At 55.2% G+C, this 18,125-nt stretch carries 18 protein-coding genes; 12 read left to right on the top strand and 6 right to left on the bottom strand.

Translation table 11 applies throughout. From position 1 onward, the window contains the following. Positions 1–15: 15 nt before the first annotated feature. From ACYJL1_RS09335 to purB, 5 genes are all read left to right on the top strand, one after another. Entirely contained in the window at positions 16–1,098 is a 1,083-nt protein-coding gene (locus ACYJL1_RS09335) for a branched-chain amino acid ABC transporter substrate-binding protein (protein ID WP_460895156.1), read from the top strand. Further along, a complete protein-coding gene (locus tag ACYJL1_RS09330; protein WP_460895155.1) occupies positions 1,098–2,105 on the top strand; it encodes a P1 family peptidase in 1,008 nt (335 codons plus the stop codon). The genes ACYJL1_RS09335 and ACYJL1_RS09330 overlap by 1 nt, the downstream gene beginning before the upstream one ends. A 62-nt stretch (positions 2,106–2,167) precedes the next feature. Next, a complete protein-coding gene (rpe, locus tag ACYJL1_RS09325) occupies positions 2,168–2,842 on the top strand; it encodes a ribulose-phosphate 3-epimerase (protein ID WP_460895154.1) in 675 nt (224 codons plus the stop codon). A gap of 41 nt (positions 2,843–2,883) precedes the next feature. Next, positions 2,884–3,579: a DUF2259 domain-containing protein gene (locus ACYJL1_RS09320; RefSeq protein WP_460895153.1), complete on the top strand. Its 696-nt coding sequence runs from the start codon at positions 2,884–2,886 to the stop codon at positions 3,577–3,579. A 101-nt stretch (positions 3,580–3,680) separates the two neighbouring features. Continuing rightward, on the top strand, positions 3,681–4,997 hold the full coding sequence (purB, locus tag ACYJL1_RS09315) for an adenylosuccinate lyase (RefSeq protein ID WP_460895152.1): 1,317 nt from the start codon (positions 3,681–3,683) through the stop codon (positions 4,995–4,997). Positions 4,998–5,242: 245 nt separating this feature from the next. Here purB and ACYJL1_RS09310 read toward each other — a convergent pair whose 3' ends face one another. Beyond that, a complete protein-coding gene (locus ACYJL1_RS09310; protein ID WP_460897990.1) occupies positions 5,243–5,338 on the bottom strand; it encodes a DUF1127 domain-containing protein in 96 nt (31 codons plus the stop codon). Positions 5,339–5,561: 223 nt separating this feature from the next. On the opposite strand from ACYJL1_RS09310, the gene ACYJL1_RS09305 reads away from it, so the two are divergent. Together ACYJL1_RS09305 and ACYJL1_RS09300 are read left to right on the top strand one after the other, a co-directional pair. Next, complete coding sequence (locus tag ACYJL1_RS09305; protein ID WP_460895151.1) at positions 5,562–6,995, top strand: aminotransferase-like domain-containing protein; 1,434 nt, start codon at positions 5,562–5,564, stop codon at positions 6,993–6,995. Between the two features lie 54 nt (positions 6,996–7,049). After that, positions 7,050–7,184, top strand: coding sequence for a hypothetical protein (locus tag ACYJL1_RS09300; protein ID WP_460895150.1), 135 nt, complete (start codon positions 7,050–7,052; stop codon positions 7,182–7,184). A gap of 9 nt (positions 7,185–7,193) precedes the next feature. Here ACYJL1_RS09300 and ACYJL1_RS09295 read toward each other — a convergent pair whose 3' ends face one another. Continuing rightward, the gene (locus ACYJL1_RS09295; RefSeq protein WP_460895149.1) at positions 7,194–7,436 is read right to left on the bottom strand and encodes a hypothetical protein; all 243 of its coding nucleotides are present in this window, start codon (positions 7,434–7,436) and stop codon (positions 7,194–7,196) included. Between the two features lie 99 nt (positions 7,437–7,535). Next, entirely contained in the window at positions 7,536–8,180 is a 645-nt protein-coding gene (locus ACYJL1_RS09290; RefSeq protein ID WP_460895148.1) for a hydrolase, read from the bottom strand. Between the two features lie 149 nt (positions 8,181–8,329). Here ACYJL1_RS09290 and ACYJL1_RS09285 point away from each other — a divergent pair, with 149 nt between their 5' ends. Further along, entirely contained in the window at positions 8,330–9,223 is an 894-nt protein-coding gene (locus tag ACYJL1_RS09285; protein ID WP_460895147.1) for a LysR family transcriptional regulator, read from the top strand. 9 nt (positions 9,224–9,232) lie between these two features. Here the strand turns inward: ACYJL1_RS09285 and ACYJL1_RS09280 are convergent, their stop codons facing one another. Both ACYJL1_RS09280 and cckA read right to left on the bottom strand, forming a co-directional pair. Next, entirely contained in the window at positions 9,233–9,670 is a 438-nt protein-coding gene (locus tag ACYJL1_RS09280) for a VOC family protein (protein WP_460895146.1), read from the bottom strand. Positions 9,671–9,823: 153 nt separating this feature from the next. Next, positions 9,824–12,421, bottom strand: coding sequence for a cell cycle histidine kinase CckA (cckA, locus tag ACYJL1_RS09275; protein WP_460895145.1), 2,598 nt, complete (start codon positions 12,419–12,421; stop codon positions 9,824–9,826). Positions 12,422–12,730: 309 nt separating this feature from the next. On the opposite strand from cckA, the gene ACYJL1_RS09270 reads away from it, so the two are divergent. After that, a complete protein-coding gene (locus ACYJL1_RS09270; protein WP_460895144.1) occupies positions 12,731–13,834 on the top strand; it encodes a hypothetical protein in 1,104 nt (367 codons plus the stop codon). A 209-nt stretch (positions 13,835–14,043) separates the two neighbouring features. Here ACYJL1_RS09270 and dksA read toward each other — a convergent pair whose 3' ends face one another. After that, positions 14,044–14,460 (bottom strand): RNA polymerase-binding protein DksA, encoded by a 417-nt coding sequence (gene dksA, locus ACYJL1_RS09265; RefSeq protein WP_040854267.1) that lies wholly within the window; start codon positions 14,458–14,460, stop codon positions 14,044–14,046. 384 nt (positions 14,461–14,844) lie between these two features. Here dksA and ACYJL1_RS09260 point away from each other — a divergent pair, with 384 nt between their 5' ends. The 3 genes from ACYJL1_RS09260 (at position 14,845) to ACYJL1_RS09250 (ending at position 18,015) form a co-directional block, all read left to right on the top strand. After that, positions 14,845–15,360, top strand: coding sequence for a SixA phosphatase family protein (locus ACYJL1_RS09260; RefSeq protein WP_460895143.1), 516 nt, complete (start codon positions 14,845–14,847; stop codon positions 15,358–15,360). Between the two features lie 103 nt (positions 15,361–15,463). Next, positions 15,464–16,939 (top strand): YcjX family GTP-binding protein, encoded by a 1,476-nt coding sequence (locus ACYJL1_RS09255; RefSeq protein ID WP_460895142.1) that lies wholly within the window; start codon positions 15,464–15,466, stop codon positions 16,937–16,939. Next, the gene (locus tag ACYJL1_RS09250; RefSeq protein ID WP_460895141.1) at positions 16,936–18,015 is read left to right on the top strand and encodes a YcjF family protein; all 1,080 of its coding nucleotides are present in this window, start codon (positions 16,936–16,938) and stop codon (positions 18,013–18,015) included. Before ACYJL1_RS09255 ends, ACYJL1_RS09250 begins: the two co-directional genes overlap by 4 nt. Positions 18,016–18,125: the final 110 nt, after the last annotated feature.

The following is an 18,125-nucleotide window of genomic DNA, read 5'->3' as shown; positions in this document are numbered from 1 at the left end:
AAACGGCATTTTTCGATGATTCCCCTGATCCGCACGACAACCTTCGTTCTCGGCCTGGTGTTCTGCACTATCGCACATGCCGAAGACAAAATTGGTGTCGTTGCGCCAATATCAGGCGCTTTTTCTCGCTTGGGCAATCAGCTCGTAGATGGAACCACGATAGCAGTTGCATCGGATAAAGATGGACAAGGGGCATCAATAGTCACCAGCGATGACAAGTGCACGGCAGCCGGAGGCACTGAAACTGCGAAACAGTTACTTCAATCGGACGTCGTTATTGTGGTGGGATTCCTGTGTACAGAATCGCTTGAAGCTGCGTTGCCTATTCTTGGTCAGAAAGGCATAGCAATTATCACACCAGCCATACGCTCGCAAACGCTGACGGAGTTGCGGACCGAGCAACGTTATCCTGTTTTCAGACTTGCTCCTTCAAACCGCAATGAAGTGAACGAGACCAGTGCCATACTCGCTGACCGTTGGCATTCCACACCCTTTGCCATAATTGACGATGGGACAATCTTTGGGCGTGAACTTGCCTCAGCTATCCGCGCACGGCTTGAGGAGAAGGGTCTCAAACCAGTATTTTCAGATACTTATCGTCCGGGTCTCGACAATCAGAATGCGCTTGTCGGCCGCCTCAAACGCGCTGGTGCTACGCAGGTGTTTGTTGGTGGAGAACGTGATGATGTCGCCGCAATCGGGCGTAGCGCCACAGCGCTGGGTTACCCGCTGACAATTATCGGGAGCGAGGCACTGAACGCTTTAGGCAAAGAAAATGACCTTGCGATCGGGACGCTCATGATCGCGCCTCGTGCCGCGCAAACGCTGGAAAGTGCTCGCGCCGCAAAAAATGCGATTGAACTCGCAGGCAAAGTTCCTGAAGGCTACACAATCGCTGCCTATGCAGCCGGAGAAGTTGCTCTGGCCGTGCTGAAAGCCGCAAGATCACAAGCGGGCTCAATCAGCGAGCTGCTGCGCAAAACTACTTTTGAGACAGCAGTTGGACCGGTACAGTTCGATGCAGCAGGTGAACGTATTGCCGACACTTATCGTCTGCAAAAATATGATGGAAGACAATTTGTTCCGGAGGTCAATTAATGGCACAACGGACCGGTGCGTTTAATCTCATCACCGATGTTAGCGGCCTCAAAGTTGGCAATGCGTCCAGTGAGCGTGTGAAATCCGGCTGCACGGTCGTACTTTGTGATGCACCGGCAACGGCGGCAGTCCAAATACTCGGCGGCGCGCCGGGCACGCGTGAGACAGACCTACTGGAGCCGCATAATACGGTTGAAGCCATTAACGCATTTGTTCTATCGGGCGGCTCGGCGTTCGGGCTGGATGCTGCATCGGGCGTTCAAGCGGCGTTACGTGAAATGGGTATTGGCTTTGAAGTTGGAGCACAAAGGATTCCCATCGTTCCCGGAGCGATCCTGTTTGATATGCTCAACGGCGGTGACAAGGATTGGGGCCGGTACCCGCCCTACCGGGAGTTGGGATATGAAGCTGTGCATTCCGCTTCGCTGGATTTTACTCTTGGTACGATCGGTGCCGGAACAGGCGCAACAGTCGCCGGATTAAAAGGCGGATTAGGGTCAGCCTCTACGGTTCTGGACAATGGAACAACAATCGGCGCTCTTGTGGCTGTCAATGCGCTGGGCATGGTTACCGTTGGAAATACGCGGCACTTCTGGGCTTCGCCCTTTGAAATTGCTGATGAATTTGGCGGATTTGGCCTGCCCCACCCTCTGCCCGGCGAGGCTGCCGATATACGGACGAAATTCAGCGATGCAGCACGCGGCGCAAACACGACCATCGGCGTCATTGCTACCGACCTCATCCTCACCAAAGCTCAAGCCAAGCGCTTGGCAATAGCCGCCCATGACGGTTTTTCCCGGGCAATATGGCCTTCCCACACGCCTTTCGATGGTGACCTGATCTTCGCCCTTGCCACTGGAACAGCCGGACGAGCGCCGGAAATTGGCGAGTTTATTGAACTTTGCGCCAGTGCTGCCTCCACAATGGCAAGGGCCGTAGCGCGCGGTGTCTATGCTGCGACCCCTGCTGAAAACGATCCTTACCCCGTCTGGCGCTCACTGACATAAGCTTGTGTGGCAAGGCTGCACATGATAGGTGCGCGCCAACCATTTCCTATCCGGAGAATATCATGAGCCGTCCGCTCGTTATCGCCCCATCCATCCTTGCATCGGACTTCTCGAAGCTTGGCTCAGAGATTACCTCCGTCCTTAATGCAGGCGCAGACTGGATCCACATTGATGTCATGGACGGTCATTTCGTACCGAATATAACCTTCGGGCCAGATGTCGTGAAAGCCATCCGGCCATTGACCGATGCTGTTTTCGATACACATTTGATGATCGCCCCGTGCGATCCATATATCGAAGCTTTTGCCAAGGCAGGTTCGGATATCATCACTGTTCACGCGGAAGCAGGACCGCATCTGCATCGTTCACTACAGGCTATTCGCGCTTTGGGGAAAAAAGCAGGCGTTGCGATCAATCCGGCCACGCCGGAATCGGCGATCGAATATGTTCTCGATAATGTTGATCTTATCCTGGTGATGACAGTCAATCCCGGCTTTGGCGGTCAGAAATTTATCGCTGAGATGCAGGATAAATTGAAGAAAATCAAAGCCATGATCGGCAACCGCCCTATCGATATTGAAGTGGATGGCGGCATCACGGCAGAAACAGCGCCCTTGGCTGTCGCCGCCGGAGCCAATGCACTGGTTGCAGGGTCAGCTATTTATAAAGGTGGGACAGAAGCCCAATATAAAGCTAATATCGACCTGATACGGAGTTCGATACTCAAGGGGGCGTAATGTCATATCGCCAATTATCAGGTCTAAGTTTGGTGGCTATTATGGTTGCAATGCCAACCATCACCCAAGCTGGAGATGCGGCAAAACTTGATATTATTGGTTTTTCCAAAGATGGCGGCACATTCGCGTTTGAAGAATACGGCGTTCAGGATGGTTCAGGCTTTCCCTATGCAAACCGGTTCTACATCGACACAGCCACTGACAAATTTCTTTCTAAAACGCCGGTTCGGATAAGATTGGATGACGAGAATTCGTCCATCGAGAACGCTCGCAGCAAGGCGGAACAGGATGGTCAAGCCCTGACATCTTTGCCCGATGCGGAGCTGCGCGAAAACGCTGGCCAAACAGTCGCCTCCAACCCCGTAACCGAGCTTTCTTCCGATCCATTCAGGGTGACCGTAAATCCAAGACCGATCTTTCCGGCCCTTGATGCGAGCCTGACAATCGCACTTCAGGAAACCGCTGTCCCTGCCAGTCAGGATTGCCAAAACATGGGCGAAATCAAAGGGTTCCGGCTTACACTTACTGAGGATAAGCCCGGCGTTAAATCCGAATTACTGCATGAAGACAAAGCCATTCCCTCCAGCCGCGGTTGCCCTCTCGGCTATAGTATCGGCGCTGTCCAGACCTTCTATCCAGACGGTAGCAAGCCGGTTGTTGCTGTCATGATTGCGGTTCGCGGCGTTGGATTTGAAGGTCCGGACTACCGATGGCTTGCGGTGACCCGGCAGCGATAATCCACACACGGCAACACCAGCCGGAAAGTAGCATTGAGTGATGCGCCCCGGTCTGATAGACCGCACTGAAATCTGATATACACTCGCCGACAGGAAAACACATGATCCCGCGCTATTCGCGGCCCGAGATGGTCGCAATCTGGTCCCCCGAGACAAAATTCCGCATCTGGTTTGAAATTGAAGCACATGCCTGCGACGCTCTTGCCGAGCTTGGCGTGATCCCGAAAGAGGCGGCCAAAACAATTTGGGAAAAAGGCGGCGCCGCGACATTTGACATCGATCGCATCGATGAAATCGAACGCGAGACCAAGCACGATGTCATTGCTTTCCTTACACATTTATCCGAAATCGTTGGACCGGATGCACGTTTCGTGCATCAGGGAATGACCTCATCGGACGTTCTCGACACCTGTTTCAATGTGCAACTCATGCGTGCCAGCGACATTCTTCTGGATGATCTGGACCGGCTATTGGCTGCCCTGAAGGTTCGCGCTTTTGAACATAAGGATACAGTCACGATTGGGCGCAGTCATGGCATTCACGCCGAGCCGACAACATTCGGGGTGAAGCTGGCTCAGGCCTATGCGGAATTCGAAAGATGCCGCCATAGACTGGTCGCTGCACGTGAAGAGATTGCAACCTGCGCCATCTCCGGCGCTGTTGGAACTTTCGCCAATATCGACCCACGTGTTGAAGAGCACGTCGCTAAGGCATTGGGAATGCAGGCAGAACCGGTTTCGACGCAGGTTATCCCGCGTGATCGTCACGCCATGTATTTTGCAACTCTGGGTGTTATTGCCTCTTCGGTTGAGCGATTGTCCGTTGAAATCCGGCATTTGCAACGTACGGAAGTATTGGAGGCGGAAGAGTACTTTTCACCCGGACAAAAAGGCTCCTCAGCCATGCCGCACAAGCGAAACCCGGTCCTGACGGAAAACATGACCGGCCTCGCACGCATGGTGCGCGCTTTTGCACTTCCGGCAATGGAAAATGTGGCGCTCTGGCATGAACGCGACATTTCGCACTCGTCGGTTGAACGTATGATCGGTCCCGATGCGACCATCACGCTCGATTTCGCCTTGGCACGCATGGTTGGCGTGATTGAAAAGCTGCTGGTTTATCCAGACAACATGTTGAAAAACATGAATAAATTCCGAGGCCTGATCCATTCCCAGCGTGTATTGCTCGCGCTGACACAGGCAGGCGTTTCGCGTGAGGATTCCTATCGCCTCGTTCAACGCAATGCGATGAAGGTGTGGGAGCATGGCGCAGATTTCCTTGAGGAACTGCTTGCTGATGCCGACGTGCGGGCGTCTCTGCCGGAAGATGTCATTCGTGAGAAGTTCGATCTCGGCTACCACACGAAACACGTCGACACGATTTTCCAGCGTGTGTTCGGCTCAACCAGCAACAACTAATTTAAAGCCGGAGGTTGCAATAATGCCGGAAAATTTTGAGATTTTTCAGCAAAGTTTCAGCGAACTTGCGCGATAAGGAAGCAGAACTTTGAAAGAGACCGCTAAAACGGTCTTTTTCCCAAGGAAATAGCTGTTCCGTCCTGAAAATCACGAAAAGAGGAATTGAACGCCCGTTCAATTCCTCTTTTTTTATTCAAATTCATGAAATTCGCTCCAGCGAACCGCTCGACAAGAAATATGGTTTTCTAATCCCAAAAAGGACGCAGAAATTCCCGGCGAGCTTCGCGTCTTGATTTGCCAATATCCCGAAGCTGTTCATCGGTCAGCTCACTGAGACACATACGGCTTCGCCGCTTGGCCAGAGCCGAGCGCATCCAGTTAAGCACCCATGCAATTGCCAGGGGTGACCTACGACGTCTTTCACAGGTCTCGTTTGACCGGCAAGATGAATTTATTGTATCTATTGTACTCATTGTATCGATCCTTCAAGCCAACATTGACTCGAGTATTGTCATCTATGTAATGAATTGACTCCATTTGAATCGCAATATATTCATTGTCACCATGACAAATTGGCTCCCAGACCTCGAAACCGACATTGAACCCCAGGAGCGCCGCGGTCCGCTCTATATGCGGCTGGCGAACAGGATCGAATCCGACATAGCGCAAGGCGTCCTTCCGCCCGGCACCAAGCTGCCGCCGCAACGCAATCTCGCCTTTGATATTGGCGTGACTATCGGCACGGTGGGTCGCGCCTACAATCTCATTCGCGAGCGCGGGCTGGTTACCGGAGAGGTCGGGCGTGGCACATATGTGACCAGCCACAAGGATGCCCCCCTGATAGAGCGTTCCAGTCTTTCCACGCCATTTGGCGGAACGCGCGGCGCAATTATTGAGCCGGGTAATATCCGTCTCGACTCGACCGCTGCTATTGATGTCGGCCAGTCTGAATCGATGGAACGGTTGCTACAGGGCATTGTGAAACAATATCCACGCGAAATATCCAGCTATTCGCGCACCCTGCCCCAAGGCTGGCTGGAAGCGGGAAGCAAGTGGCTCTCATCGGCAGGCTGGGCGCCAGAGCCCGCATCAATCGTGCCGACACTTGGTGCCCATTCGGCAATTCTTGCAATTATTGCCGCAGTGACAGCGCCGGGCGACAAGATCGCATTCGAGGACCTGACCTATTGTTCTGCCGCACGCAGCGTCAATCTCATGGGCCGGCGCAGCATCATCATGCACACGCAAGCCGGATATGCGACGCCGGATGACTTTGAGCGTCTGTGCGCTCAACAGCATCCGAAACTCGTCTTCCTCATGCCCTCGCTGCATAACCCCACAGCAACGACCATGCCGGAAGAAAACCGCAGTGCCTTTATCGATATTGCACGGCGCTACAATGTCTGGATCATTGAAGACGAAATCTATGGCTCGGTCATGCAGGACGAACATACTGCCATCGCTGCGCTGGCACCGGAGCGCACATTCCACATTGGTGGTCTGTCGAAATCCGTCGCCGCCGGTGTACGCGGCGGGTGGGTTGCCTGCCCTCCTCATCTGGCAACGCGGGTCTATACCGCGCACAAGATGGTCACCGGCGGAATGCCGTTCACAATGGCGGAACTCGGCGCACAATTGGTCAATTCGGGTGAAGCAGATCTCATCCGCAGCAAAGTTCGCGAGGAGGTCCGCGCACGTGAAGCAATTGCGCAAAACATATTTGCGGGATTGGATTTCAATTCCCAGCCGCTTGCGACATTCCTTTGGGTCAAACTGCCCGACCCCTGGCTTTCTGCGACATTCAAGAATGCCGCTCTCAATGAAGGCGTGCTGATTGACGATGAAGATGAATTCAAGCCGGGCCGCACCGAGAAAACCTTTCATCGCGTGCGGATTGGGATAACAGTGCCCGCAAGCCGCGAGGAACTGGCCCAAGGATTTTCAATCATCCGCCGCCTGATGGACACGGATAATGCGAGTTACGACAGCTATTCGTGACACCGGGCGTGAACACAGATAGGCTCGACACTGGCATGAATGAAGGAGACCGGCATGACTAAAAAAATGGCTTGGCTATGTGCCATTGCGGCAATTGTTGCAGTTGCAGCATTTCTCGTCATGAATCCGCTGAAGAACCGCACGACTGACTCTCAGCCCTCGCCGCATGCACTCGATCAATCAAACTGACCGATTGAACTAGTCACAAGTGGGCGCACCCGCCAAGCGGGCACGCTCCGTGACCAAGGCGTCAATCGCACGCCGGACCTCCCCAACGCCCCAACCCGACAATTGGGCTTCGTCAGCAATCACCAACATTTCTCTTGTTGAGACTTCGTCCAGAAAGCGGTCGCGAAGCGCCTCCATGCAATGGGCGTGGCGCTCCTCAGGCGATTCATACTCTACCTCGGTCAATGGACCGACTATCGCAGCTCTCATCATAGCGAACTCCTCGCAAAATGACTCAATGCGGATCGAGCAGAACAGTTCCAATGCAACGCCGCCCCGCTCTGAAGAACGGAGCGGCGCGGATCAAGCTTGTTATTTAGCGACCGGCGTGTTGAGCAATTGCTGTTCCCACAGATAAGCAATACCGCTACCGGCTGCATGCTGAAGCATAACCTCGTTCAGCGCCATGGCAGTTTCGCCCCGCGCCCAGTCACGTTGCCACTCAGCGGCCAGCGCCATCCAGGTCATCAGGTTGATGCCAGCCGCGCCCATGCGCTGGATGGCAACTTCGTGCGCCTCAACCGAAACAGCACCGGACGCGTCGGTGATCACCGTTACGTCCCAGCCTTCTCCGGCAGCCTGTATCGCCGGCATAGCAACACAGATTTCGGTCCATAGGCCAGCGATGATCAACTGCTTGCGGCCAGTTGCCTTGACTGCGTCCACCACTTTCTGGTCTTCCCAGGTGTTGATGAACGTGCGGTCAATCACCTTCTCGTCAGGGAACACATCGGTGATCTGGGGAAAGATTTTTCCACCCCTATCGGCGATTACGCTCGTCAGAATGGTCGGGACGCCAAAGACCTTTGCGGCTTTCGCCAGCGCAGTCGAATTGTTGACGACCATATGCGGATCGTGACTGTTCAGGTTCGTGAGCTGATAAGGCTGGTGGTCAATCAGAACCAGTACCGAGTCTTCGGGGCGTAGAAGCGAAGCAAGGCCATTACGAAACGTCATTATAACATCCTGTTTGCAGTTGTGAGTGGGGTTTGCGAGCAGACATACGCCGGTTGCGGCGTTGCCCTGACATGGACATTGTCATTCCTGTTTGGGATACGGTAGTAGTCAGTTGTGCCAATCTGTGTCGCGAAAACAGGAACGCCGGAATGGATATCGAAGAGCTGCGAACATTTGTGGAAGTCGCAGACGCTGGGGGAGTTTCGCCCGCCGCGCGGCGGCTGGGTGTCTCAAAATCAATCGTCAGCAGACGGCTGGCACGGCTGGAAGCAGATCTCGGCGTCCAGCTTCTTGCCCGTACCACCCGTGGTGCCGCTCTCACGGAAGCCGGAATCACATTCCGAGATCACGCAGCCAAAGTCTGCGCGGAGATCGATCTGGCCCGAGAAACGATCCTACCCGCCGGAGATCTTTGCGGTCGCTTGCGCATTGCTGTGCCACTTTCTTTTGGCATAACCCACTTCGCGCCTGTGCTCGCGGATATGGCGCAACGCCATCCGCAGCTGCACATCCACACATCCTACAGTGATCGCTTCGTTGATCTCATCACAGAAGGCTTCGACTGTGCGATCCGGGTTGGCTATTTGCAGGATTCCAACCTGATCGCAAAGCGCGTCGGGCCAATCTATGGGAAGCTCGTCGCCAGCCCGGACTATATCAAAATGCATGGTGCACCGGAGACGCCGGAGGAGCTTGCTGCTCATCAGGCACTCATGCAGGGAACAGAAGCATGGCAGTTTATGGATGGCGACAGGATTGTCACGGTTCATCCGCGAGGGCGTTTCAAGGCAGACAATGCCATAGCTCTTGCCGCGGCAGCATTGAAAGGCCTCGGCATCGCCTGGTTACCCGATGGCGTCACCCATGAACATCTGGCCTCCAACAGGCTGGTTCCGGTCATGACTCGCTATCCACCACCTCCGGCTGGCATATATGTTGTACGCCCACCAGGGCAACATCCCACAAGAAAGGTGCGTGTCCTGACCGAAATGTTAATCGAATGTTTCGAACACCCTGCGGAACCTATAGGACGCGAGCAATAGAGCAAGCGCTCAGTTGAGTTCTTGGGCAAGTCCAATGAGAAGCCCCCCGGGCCCGCGGATGTAGCAGAGCCGATACACGTCCTTATACTGCACGACTTCACCTGCCAGCTGCGCACCCCGCTTGTAGAGCCTTTCAAGCGTCTCATCAATGTCGTCCACGGTGAACATGGCGCGGAGATAGCCCAGAGCATTCACCGGGGCATTGCGGTGATCTGCGACAACAGGCGGCGCGAGGAAACGGGACAGCTCAATCCGGCTGTGGCCGTCTGGCGTGCGCATCATGGCAATTTCGACATGCTGATCGCCCAGACCAGTGACGCGCCCGGCCCATTCTCCTTCGATCGTGGCCCGACCTTCAAGCTCAAGGCCAAGCTCAGTAAAAAATTCAATCGTCTCTTCGAGGTTCTCGACGACGATTCCAATATTGTCCATTCGTTTGAGCGCCATGTCTCTAAGCTACTCAATCGAAAAGGCATCGTCCAGCCTGATGACAAGAGTCATTAAAACAGCTCGATCCATTTCAACAACAATTGCTGGCCGTTATGAAGCACATAAGAACAGTGTTATCTTCTGTTCAACAGAGGATGACTATCCTCCCTTCTACTCGCTCTCCAGCATCTCCTTGACCGCCGTTGCCAGTTGCTTCAGCGAGAAGGGTTTGGGCAGGAAGCCGAATTTTGCATCTTCCGGCAGGTTCTTAGCAAAAGCATCCTCTGCATAGCCGGAAACGAAGATGAACTTGATATCTCCGTAATCCTTGCGCAGTTCGCGCAACAAGGTCGGACCATCCATCTCCGGCATGACAACGTCGGACACAACAATGTCGACCTTGCCATCCAACTCTTTCATGACCTCCAGCGCTTCAACGCCGCTCGACGCCTCATGCACCGTATAGCCGCGTGATTGGAGCGCACGCAGGCCGCCCATGCGTACAGCATCCTCATCTTCAACCAGAAGCACGGTTGCCGTGCCGGAAAGGTCCGTTGCCTTTTCAGGCTTCTTTTCTTTCTTCGGCGCTTCGATCTGGACCGCTTCGCCTTCGGCATTCAGAACCTGTGGCTCGGCACCTTCCACAAAACGCGGCAGCAGAATGCGGAATGTCGAACCCTTGCCCAGTTCGGATTCCGCATGGATCGAGCCGCCGGTCTGTTTGATAATGCCATAGACCATGGAAAGGCCAAGGCCGGTGCCCTTGCCCACTTCCTTGGTGGTGAAGAAGGGTTCAAAGATTTTGGCGATGGTTTCGGGCGTCATGCCTGTGCCGCTATCGACAACCTCGACCACCACATAATCGCCGGGCACGACATCGCGGTAATTCAGGCGGGCGGTTTCCGCCTCCCCCATATTGCGGGTGCGGATGATCAAATCGCCGCCTTCCGGCATGGCATCACGCGCATTGACTGTGAGGTTGACCACGACCTGCTCGAACTGGCCAAGATCGGCCTTCACCTGCCACAGATCGCGGCCGTGCTCTATTTTCAGATTGACCTGCGTGCCTGCCAGACGCGTCAGCAACATGCGCACATCGGCAATGACATCGGTGAGGTTGAGAGCCTCGGGGCGCAATGTCTGGCGGCGCGAGAAAGCCAGAAGCTGGCGCACCAGCGATGCAGCGCGGTTCGCATTCTGCTTGATGTTCATAATGTCGGCAAAGGACGGGTCCGATGCGCGATGATTGGTCAAAAGCAGATCAGACGACATGATGATGGCCGTCAGCACATTATTGAAGTCATGCGCGATACCGCCCGCAAGCTGGCCGACGGCCTGCATCTTCTGGCTCTGCGCCATGGTGGCTTCAAGCGCCTTCTGCTCGGTGGTTTCGACCACGGAGACAATCGCCGCCTCTTCGGAGCCGTCTTCTGCACCGGCGTCGAAAACCGGGCTGATATAGAAGCGCAAATGCCGCTCCTCATTGCCCGGAATGACCGTGTCCACGGGAGAGATCTCGGCTTTTCCGGCAAAGGCGGAAGCCAGAGCGCGGTCAAAAGCTTCGCGGTCACGCTCATGCACGACGGTTTCAAGCGGAATGCGCCGGTCAATATCATCGCGGTCGACCACGGGGGCAAAGAGGCCAAGGAAGCGCGCATTGGTGCGCAATATCTTGCCGGTTGAATCCACAGCGGCAATGGCCATGGATGCCGAGTTGAAGAAACGTGTGAACCGTACTTCCGCAGCGCGCAAGGCTGCTGACGTGTCTTCGCCCTCGGCGCGATCAAGGACTATCGTGCGCGTCGGGCCACGCTTGCCATCGCGCTGTGCCTGAACGCGGTGATAGAAGCGAACGGCAAGGCTCTGGCCATTGGCCTTTTCCAAATCAAGATCAATAACCGTATTGCGGCTTGTTCCCGCCTCCGTCTTGACGGCATTGATCAGGGCCATGCCATTGCCCGCAACGATCTCGCGCACGTTCATGGAGCCGGGCGTAAAGCGCGTCAGGTCGATGCCCAACCACTCGGCCAAAGTTGCATTGATATAGATGATACGGCCATCAGGATCGGCGGAGAAGAAACCGGCGGGCGCATGATCGAGATGATCAATGGCTTCCTGAATGTCCTGAAAGTAACGTTCCTGCTCGGCACGCTCGGCAGAAATATCTGAAATCTGCCAGGCATAGACAGGCACAGTCTGGTCCGGAATGCCCGCAACAGGGCGCGCCTTGACGCGGTACCAAGTCGGCACAGGCTCACGGGATGGATCGAGCGGACGCGACAGGCGAAGCTCTTCCTGTCCGGAAATTCCATCGCGCAAACCATTGGCAAGGCGGTAGATCGGATCGGAAGCGGCAGGCTCGCCGGAAAGGATGTGTTCGATGGGGCGCACATCGTCCGAACTGGTTACGCCCGTCATCTCGGCATAGGCACGATTGGCGTAAACAATGCGGCCCTTCTGGTCGCAGACGACCGTACCTTCCGGATAGGTATCAACAAAGGCGCGGGTCAGCTCGTCACTGGTGCCGCGGGGCGTGAACTGGATAACATTGATGGCCGATCCGAACAGGTAGAATACACCGGTCATGGCAAGCACGCCAAGCAGGCCAAGCAGGAATTGCTGGCCCAGCTGGTCGCGATAGATGAAATACAGTACGGAAATACCGACCAGCACGATGCCGAGCAGAATCAGGCGCAAGCCTGCCCTGTTCGATTTCGTGTTGGCGATAATCGGTTCCGGATAAAGATCGCTATTTGTTTCCTGAGACATGCGTCTGCTATTCGTTTCTTGAGACATACGTCTCAGGCCCCTTTTTCATCGTCCAACCAGCACGCTGCCGTCTGGCCTACTGCTTGTCTCATACTTCTCGAATCGGTTGGATCATATCTTTGACTGGTATTAAACCCTATCCTTTATCGGATAAGCTTTATTCCACGCCTTATGGTCTAAATGTGTCTGGGAATCATCAGGGTTGCGACTGTGAAGTCCACTCTGTAGTGTCACGCGAAATTATGCTGCGAAGCCCGTGTCGGGGAACAAGTTTTCGGGCTTGGTGGATATTGTAAAGGAGAGTTTGTCATGAATGCATGGCTTGCCACTATCGTCGGCGAAACCGCCGCCCCTATTGTGGGGTTTATTCTTCTGTTTGCCCTGGTCATCGCTCTGTTATTGCTTGTCTTTGCCGTATTGCGGCGGGTAACAGGCGGAACCTTCGTGGCAGGCGGGCGCAACCGGCAGGTGCGGCTCTCGGTGACCGACGCCGCTGCTGTCGATAATCGCAGACGCCTTGTGCTTGTGCGCCGCGATGATGTCGAGCATCTGATCCTTATCGGCGGCCCGAGCGATCTCGTTATTGAGCAGAACATCAGGCAATTTGCCAAACAGCCCTCCCGCATCGAACCGGCGGCGGCCAACTCCTCCGAGCCTGACCTGAAAACGGAACGCAAGCCGGTAGAGCCGCCCCGCGCCGAACCTGTTTCGCCCGCGCCGCAGGCAACGGCGCCAGTGACACGTCCGGCACCTCCCATGCAGCCAGCGCCGCAGGTGCCCCTGCGCACGCCAGCGCCCCAGCCGACGCCACCTCGTGATGCAAAACCACCAGAGCCGCCCCAGCAGACAGCGGCTGCCCCCTTGCCGCCTATACCGCCAATGGCACCCATTCCGCCGATTACGGCAAAGCCTGAACCTGCAAGGACGTTCCCCTATGTGGCTCCAACGGTAGCTGCAGCAGCAATTGCGGCAGAGGAGGCTCCTGCTATTACTGCACCCGTCCGCGATGCCAGCAATAGCTGGGAGCGCACGGCTTCGCCGTCTTTTGGCAGCGAAAGCAGAACCGAACCAGCGGTGGATACACCGGAGCCGCCGATCACCGCGCCGGAACCGGTCAGGCAAATTTCCGGTGAGCAAAGGGCCAGCACGGCAGCGGCATTCCCGTTCGCTGCCCGCAATGAACCTGTCTACCGCGAGCCTTCACTCGACAATATCGAGCCTGAGGAGACTTCCGAGCCGGAGATCACGCTAAGCGATGCTGATTTTTCGGACGCTTTCGATCCGGAACTGGCGAGCGAACTCAATATCGCCCCCGGTGAAGAGGCCAACAGGGACGAACAATCGAAAAAAGCTGACGATATAGAGGATGAGATGGAACGTCTGCTCGGCGATCTTTCTCGGCCCGACCGTTAGAGGAGTGCGGTCCGATTGCATTAAGAGCATCTGCGTGGTTCGCCCTTCGACAAGCTCAGGATGGCTCACCATGAGGGATGTTGGTGGCCGCAATTAAGTCACAACCCTCCTCATGGTGAGCCATCCTGAGCTTGTCGAAGGGCGAACCACGCACAAGTAAACCTGTAAAACATAAAAAAAGCCCGGTTTCCCGGGCTTTTTTTTTAAACTCAATCGTCGCGATAGACTTTCTCGCGTCGCTCGTGACGTTCCTGAGCTTCGATGGACAATGTTGCAATCGGGCGGGCGTCAAGCCGCTTGAGACTGATAGGATCGCCAGTTTCTTCGCAGAAGCCATATGTTCCATCGTCGATGCGCTGCAAGGCTGCATCAATCTTTGAAATCAGCTTGCGCTGACGATCACGAGCCCGAAGCTCGATAGAGCGGTCTGTTTCTGAAGAAGCACGATCGGCAATGTCCGGCAGGTTTGCATTTTCCTGCTGCAGGATTTCGAGCGTTTCGCGGGCTTCCCGCAAAATGTCGTTCTTCCAGTCAATCAGTTTTTCACGAAAGTAGGATTTCTGCCGATCACTCATGAAAGGCTCGTCATCCGTGGGCTTATAGTCAAGATCGATAAGTTTATTCATCATTGAATCACCCTGCACCTTTTAGACGCGAGGAGGCCTATATAGGTCGTGTCCGATGAGCGCACAACCACAAAAAGACATAGCAAATCAATAAAGAAGAAGAGCAAAATCGCTTAAAATAACGGCATTTAAGCCCGTTAAATTGGATTTTTGGCGTCCAACGTCAAGAAAATGAGGCTAAAAATTGGCATTTCCGGCCCTCAAAGCTCTACTTGCGGTTGCGCTCTGCCTTGCAAAATTGCACCCCGCACAGAATATTTGCAGGCTGGTTTTGCACACTTATTTGAGAAATGATGAATTTGCCGCATGATCCAAAGGGGTAATTTGCGTCAAAGAGCGAAGCATGGCACCTTTTCACGCCTGTTCCAGAACGGAGATAAGTAAATGAGTCTGGTCTATCTTCTCCGTCATGCCAAAGCAGTCTGGCCGACACCGAGCCAGAAGGATTTTGACCGTAGGCTGGACAAGGACGGGACGGAAGCTGCCAAACTCCTCGGATTGGAGATGAGGCGCGCCAAGCTGAAACCGGACGTCGTTTTATGCTCAACTGCGATCCGTGCCCGCCAGACACTCGACTATGTAGGGTTGGAGCCGCCCTTTATATTGCAGGAACTCGAAAGGCTTTATTCCGGCGGCCCGGACACCTATCTGATGGCCATTCGCATGGCCGGTCTCGAACATGAGGGCAGCCAATCGGTCATGCTGGTCGGACACAATCCCATGATGGAGGAAGTCGCCATGGCATTGTCTGGTCGCGGCGATCCTCCAACCCATCCGACATTCATCTCCGGTTTCCCCACCGCCGGTCTTGCGGTGATCGAATTTGATGTGCCGCTGGCTGAAGTTCGCCCTGGCAAGGGTACCCTGCGGGAGTTCTTTTCACCCTCGGAGCATTTGTGAGATTCGGATTGCACATGCCTTGTGCCAAACAACGTATCTTGAGTTTGACACGAACAGCCCCCAAATGGGTTCGGGACGAACGCCGCAATAGGATGATTATCGATTGGGTACATTCACCACAGGACTGACGAGTTGGGCCGATGAAGCGAGGATTGCACTCGACACACTGACCGAGCGCACAACATCTCTGACTTCGCCATCCGTCCGCATCGGCGTGACCGGGCTTTCTCGTGCGGGCAAGACAGTCTTCATCACGGCGCTCGTGCACAATCTGATTCATGGCGGGCGCCTGCCCCTGTTCGAAGCACAAAAGTCGGGCCGCATTGCCAAAGCCTACCTGGAGCAGCAGCCGGACGACGCCGTTCCACGGTTTCAGTATGAAGATCACCTGAAAGCGCTGATCGAGGACCGCATCTGGCCGGATTCGACCCGTGCGATTTCCGAATTGCGCCTGACAATCGAGTACGAATCCGCATCGGCCTGGGGCCGCATGTTTTCCGGCGGCAAGCTCTCGGTCGATATTGTCGATTATCCGGGTGAATGGCTGCTCGATCTGCCCTTGCTGGGCAAAAGCTATAATGAGTTCTCCCGCGATTCATTTGAATTGGCTCAATTGGAAAGCCGTCATGATCTGGCTGAAGATTGGCTCAAAGCTTCGGCAGCAGCCGATGCATCTGTCGACGCCGATGAAATGACAGCGCAGAGACTGGCAAAAAGCTTCACTGCCTATCTGAAAGCGGGAAAGGCCGATGAGCGAGCGCTTTCCACGCTACCGCCAGGCCGCTTTTTGATGCCAGGTGATCTGGAAGGCTCACCCGCACTGACATTCGCGCCTCTCCCGGGCTTGGGCTCTGAAAAACACAGGCCCGGCTCGCTTGGCGCCATGATGGAACGGCGCTACGAGGCCTATAAGACCCATGTGGTAAAGCCTTTTTTCCGCGAACATATTGCGCGGCTGGACCGGCAAATCGTTCTGGTCGATGCCATGCAAGCGATGAATGCGGGGCCCTCGGCTGTCGCCGATCTGGAGCGGGCGCTCACAGAAATCCTCTCCTGTTTCCGTCCCGGCAGCACAAACTTCCTGACCGGGCTGGTACAAAGGCGCATCAGCCGCATTCTTGTAGCAGCAACAAAGGCAGACCACCTGCACCATGAAAGTCATGACCGATTGCAGGCCATCGTGCGCCGTCTTGTCGATCGCGCCATAAGCCGCGCTGATTTTACCAGCGCCAGCGTCGAAGTACTGGCAATGGCTGCGGTGCGAACAACGCGCGAGGCCACTGTCACCCAAGGCAAAGACACCTTGCCCGTCATCGTCGGAATACCGCTGAAAGGCGAGACAATAGACGGCGAGAAATTTGACGGCAAAACCGAAACCGCCATATTTCCCGGTGACTTACCGGAGAAACCGGATTCAATATTTGAAGGACCGGAATCGGTTGCCGAGGATCCGGCTATCCGCTTCGTTCGCTTTCGCCCACCCAAACTGGAGAAGACGGCGGAGGGCTTTACACTTTCGCTGCCGCATATCAGGCTGGATCGGGCCATACAATTCCTCATTGGAGATCGCCTCGCATGAGTGAAAAACGCAAGCCAGCCTCGTTTCGCGTGAGCCCGCCGGAAGAAGTGGAAGCGCCCGCAAAGGCCACTGAACCGGCTTCTTTCGCACAGCGCAAGCCAACAGCAATCAAGGATATTGCTGTTGTAACGCCTGCGGCGGTGGATGTATTTGACCTCGACCCCGAAGCTGCCAATGAGCTTGATGCGCTGACACCGCCGCCAGCTCTGGCGAATAGAAAGAAGTTTTCATTCGCAACGGTTTTTACCGGCGCACTTGGGGTACTCCTATCGCTGGCACTTGGCCTTTGGGCCGACAATCTTATCCGCACCCTCTTTGAGCGCGCACCCTGGCTCGGCTGGATGGCGCTTGGCGTTACAATACTCGGCGCATTGGCATTGATTGCTATAGTAATGCGTGAAACGCTGGCATTGCGTCGCCTCTCCTCTGTTCAACATTTGCGCGATGAGGCGGCCAAGGCCGCCAGCGAAAACGATCCGGCTCAGGCAAAGGCGGCTGTCGCGAAGCTGGTCAGCATCGCCGAAACGCTGCCAGCGACAGCCAAGGGCCGCGCGCTTCTGCATGATTTGCGCGATGATGTGATTGATGGGCGCGACCTGATACGTCTCACAGAAACCGAATTGCTGCGCCCGCTTGACCGGCAGGCGCGTGAAATGATCCTTGCCGCATCCAAGCGCGTGTCGATTGTGACGGCGGTCAGCCCGCGCGCGCTGGTTGATATTGGCTATGTTATTTTTGAATCGGCGCGGCTTATCCGGCGCCTGTCGGAACTCTATGGAGGCAGACCTGGAACGCTCGGCTTCCTTAAACTCACGCGCAATGTCATCGCACATCTGGCCGTGACCGGCACAGTTGCCATGGGCGACAGCATCATTCAGCAATTGGTCGGCCATGGTCTTGCAGCGCGCCTTTCCGCACGGCTTGGCGAAGGCGTGATCAATGGTTTGATGACAGCGCGTATTGGCATTTCGGCGATGGATCTGGTGCGGCCCTTCCCGTTCAACGCCGAGAAACGTCCGGGAATTGGCGATTTCATCGGCGATCTGGCAAGGATCGGCGGCACAAAGAAGCCCTGACAGGGCAATAGAAGCATTTCCTATCCCCAAGTTTTATGGCATTGGCAACTGTCTATTAACCATTCCAACCCATGATTGGTTCGAAGCAGCCATTCCAATGATTAGAGTTT

It is taken from the genome of Phyllobacterium sp. K27 (assembly GCF_054796155.1).
Note: the sequence above shows the minus strand (reverse complement) of the source record. Positions and strands in the feature narration are given on the sequence as shown.